The sequence below is a fragment of the uncultured Formosa sp. genome (assembly GCF_947500765.1).
Classification (GTDB): domain Bacteria; phylum Bacteroidota; class Bacteroidia; order Flavobacteriales; family Flavobacteriaceae; genus Formosa.
Genome location: NZ_CANMTH010000029.1, coordinates 1 through 3,692, shown reverse-complemented (window position 1 = coordinate 3,692; position 3,692 = coordinate 1). Strand labels below are relative to the sequence as shown.

The window sequence follows — 3,692 nt, the reverse complement described above, 5'->3', positions numbered from 1 at the left end:
TATAAAACACCGAATATGGTATATAAATTATCAGCTTAATTCAATTTTAAACTGTAGCCATATTTCAGGACTAGACACCCTAACGGCCACAGTGCAAACATCAACAGACAGACAAAACGAATAAACCTAAGCTCACCCGACAACAAAAATTATTGACCTATCATTTGGATACAACATCGCCCGATTTAGATACTTTTTTCAGAAACCATTGCTAGACCTTTGCTTTATAAATTAAAACAAAAAAATTATGAGCAACATTAAAGAAGTCAAATTAGGAAGTCAAGGATTAGAAGTTCCTGCATTAGGTCTTGGTTGTATGGGTATGACAAAAGGTTTCGGAGCAGATATCTATGGAAAAGCCGATGAAAAAGAAGCGATTGCTACTATTCATCGTTCATTAGAGTTGGGCGGTAATTTTTTGGACACAGCAGATATATATGGTCCTTTTCTTAACGAAAGGCTGATTGCAAAGGCCATTCAGGGAAACAGGGAAAAATACATAATTGCCACAAAATTCGGCTATGAAATTGACGATAATGAACAAGCAACTGGAGTATTTAATGGCAGTAAAAATTATGTAAAAAAAGCCGTAGAGCGTTCATTAAAAAATCTTGGTACAGATTATATTGACTTGTATTATCTACATCGATTGGACACCAATACTCCTATCGAAGAAACTGTAGAAGCAATGGGCGAGTTGGTAAAAGAGGGAAAAGTAAAATATATCGGACTTTCGGAAGTAGGTTCTGAAACCATCAGAAAAGCACACCAAGTTCACCCACTTACGGCAGTACAGTCGGAATACTCCTTATTTGAAAGACAAATTGAAGAGCTGGGCATTTTGGATACGCTGAATGAATTAGGAATCAGTCTAGTTGCCTATTCACCTATAGGAAGAGGATTTTTGAATGGCGAAACACAAAAGCCTGAAGATTTCAGAGAAAACGATTTCAGAAAAACCATACCTAAATACCAAGGTGAGCAATTTCACAAAAATGTGGAATTGGTAAATGAAATAAAAAAAGTAGCAGCAGAAAAAAACATCACTTCCGCCCAATTGGCTATTGCCTGGGTTATTGCCAAAGGAAACACCCCTATTCCAGGAACAAAACGTGTGAAATATGTAGAAGAGAATATAGCAGCAGCAGGAATTTCGCTAACCCAAGAAGACCTAAACCGTTTGGAAAGTATCATTCCTTTAGGAACAGAAACCGGATTAAGATACGATGAAGTATCTATGAAAGGGGTTAATTTGTAACATTCAAAACAACGGATTATTAATTACTTATCCGTTGTTTTTTTAAATTTTATAATATGAAAATTAGCAAAACTTATTTTCTTAACTCGGTTTCAGAACTTCATCATTTCCTAAATATCAAAAAACCTACTCACCCTTTGGTAAGTGTTGTAAATCTTGATGATATAAATTATCAGGGGGAAGAGATGACAACAATTGTCTATAACTTCTACACAATTTATTTGAAAAAAAAATTTGATGGAAAAGTAAAATACGGACAACAATATTATGATTTTGATGACGGTACAATGACTTTTTTTGCACCAAAACAATTGTTTTCGATAGAAGAAAATAGTTCTGTAAAAGTGGAGGGTTGGATGTTGGTTTTTCATCCTGATTTTATACAAAGTTTTCCTTTGGCAAAACGAATTAAAGAATACGGGTTTTTCTCCTATGCCAACAACGAAGCATTACATCTTTCAGACAAAGAAGAAACCATTATTGAAGGAATAATGCAAAACCTACAACAAGAAATTGATGAAATGACAGACAACTATACGCAAGATGTAGTTGTATCTCATATAGATTTGTTGCTAAATTACTGCAACCGTTTTTACAATCGTCAATTCATCACAAGAAAAAAAGCATCCAATGATTTATTCTTAAAATTTGAAGATTTGCTGAATGCCTATTACCAAAAAGATGATTTAAGTATATCAGGATTGCCGACCGTTCAATATTTTGCGGAAAAACTATTTGTTTCGTCCCACTATCTAAACGATATGCTGAAAAATTTGACAGGACAAACTACGCAACAGCATATTCAAAACCAGCTCTTGGAAAAAGCCAAAGAACTTTTATCGACAACCGAATTATCAGTTAGCGAAATCGCATATCATTTAGGTTTTGAATATCCACAATCATTCAGCAAAGTGTTTAAAAACAAAACAAACCAGACACCGTTGGAGTTTAGGCAGTCGCTTAACTGAGTGATTTATTACCGCTGTTTTTTTAATTTAAAGAAGCTGTAGTTATATTTTGGGTGACCATAGGACGATAGACGTTCAATTTTTTTTAACAAAATCAAATATCAAATTTACAATTATGAACAGATTAAAAGGAAAGATTGCAATTATTACAGGTGCTTCACAAGGAATGGGCGAAACGCACGCCAGAGCATTTGTAGGGGAAGGTGCAAAAGTAATACTAACCGACCTCAATGAGGAACGTGGGCAGACAATAGCCGCTGAGTTGGGCAAGGAAAATGCCTTGTTTGTAAAACAGGATGTAACCAAGCCTGAAGACTGGAAAAACGTGATAGCTCAGGCTGAATCAAAATTCGGACCTGTTAATGTACTGGTGAATAACGCAGGAATTATAGGACCGCTTGCCCAAACAATCGAACTTACCGAAGAGCAGTATCAAAAAGTGATTGAAATTAATCAAAATAGCGTTTTTTATGGAATGAAATATACCTTGCCTTCGATGATTAAAGCAGGTGTGGGGTCTATTATAAATATTTCATCTGTTGCAGGTATCATTGCTGTTTATGGCTTTCCAAACCTTGCCTATATGGGCAGTAAGTTTGCCCTGAGAGGTTTATCAAAAGCCGTAGCAGTTGAATACGCTAGTAAGAATATACGTGCCAATTCTGTAAATCCAGGTGTTATCAGAACGCCTATGGTGACTGCAGCATCAGCCGATGACGGAAACAGTGCAGTACCACTTATTCCATTGGGCAGATTAGCAGAACCATCGGAAGTGAGCAACCTGGTTGTTTTTCTTGCCTCAGATGAGTCAGCTTATATAACAGGTACCGAACAAGTCATTGATGGGGGGCTAAGTATTATATAGACAAGTATGTAGGTCTGTTTGAAATGCTACATAAAGGTCTCTAATTGTTCGAGATCTTTTTTTATTCTATTTGCTATAATTTATAGTTCCAACTGTTAATTTTATCCACAACAGAATTATCCGTAAGCGAAATTGCGTATCAATTAGGTTTTGAGTATCTGCAGTCATTCAGTAAAGTTTTAAAAAACAAGATGAACTAGACACCACTGGAGTTTAGGCAATCGTTTAACTGACAGAAATGACAGAAAACGTAAACGACAGAAAAGGGCAGCTAACAACAACGTATGTAGCTCATAGATAATTAGTTATTTATTCTAAGTTAAGGCATGTTTGCAAGTCCGACAAATTTTTTAATTTGGCTAATTGAAAAAAAAGTAATAAGAAAATTAAAAAATTCGGCTCGTGTTTAACCGAAAATATATTTATAATTTGTACGCTACGAGCTATATATACAACCGTTCTCCTCTTTTTCTATCTAAAGATATTTATTACAAACTAAAGAAACACGTTACCAGTAATAAATCAAAACAAGCATTATGACAAAAAGAATTTTAATTTTTACAATTTTATTAGTTTCTGGAATTTCAGCATTTTCTCAAAC

The 3,692-nt window shown here is 34.9% G+C and carries 3 protein-coding genes and 1 pseudogene; all 4 read left to right on the top strand.

The genetic code is table 11. From position 1 onward, the window contains the following. Positions 1 to 247 precede the first annotated feature (247 nt). The gene (locus Q1B05_RS18380) at positions 248 to 1,258 is read left to right on the top strand and encodes an aldo/keto reductase (protein ID WP_299782888.1); all 1,011 of its coding nucleotides are present in this window, start codon (positions 248 to 250) and stop codon (positions 1,256 to 1,258) included. A gap of 56 nt (positions 1,259 to 1,314) precedes the next feature. Next, complete coding sequence (locus tag Q1B05_RS18375; RefSeq protein ID WP_299782886.1) at positions 1,315 to 2,226, top strand: helix-turn-helix transcriptional regulator; 912 nt, start codon at positions 1,315 to 1,317, stop codon at positions 2,224 to 2,226. A gap of 115 nt (positions 2,227 to 2,341) precedes the next feature. Further along, on the top strand, positions 2,342 to 3,091 hold the full coding sequence (locus tag Q1B05_RS18370) for a glucose 1-dehydrogenase (RefSeq protein ID WP_299782884.1): 750 nt from the start codon (positions 2,342 to 2,344) through the stop codon (positions 3,089 to 3,091). A gap of 101 nt (positions 3,092 to 3,192) precedes the next feature. Next, positions 3,193 to 3,291 (top strand): annotated as a pseudogene (locus Q1B05_RS18365) (AraC family transcriptional regulator); the annotation flags it as partial. Positions 3,292 to 3,692: the final 401 nt, after the last annotated feature.

Bases quoted from the DNA above. Each gene is read 5' to 3' on its own strand.
- Q1B05_RS18380 (WP_299782888.1), top strand. From the start codon at position 248: ATGAGCAACATTAAAGAAGTCAAATTAGGAAGTCAAGGATTAGAAGTT.
- Q1B05_RS18370 (WP_299782884.1), top strand. From the start codon at position 2,342: ATGAACAGATTAAAAGGAAAGATTGCAATTATTACAGGTGCTTCACAA.
- Q1B05_RS18375 (WP_299782886.1), top strand. From the start codon at position 1,315: ATGAAAATTAGCAAAACTTATTTTCTTAACTCGGTTTCAGAACTTCAT.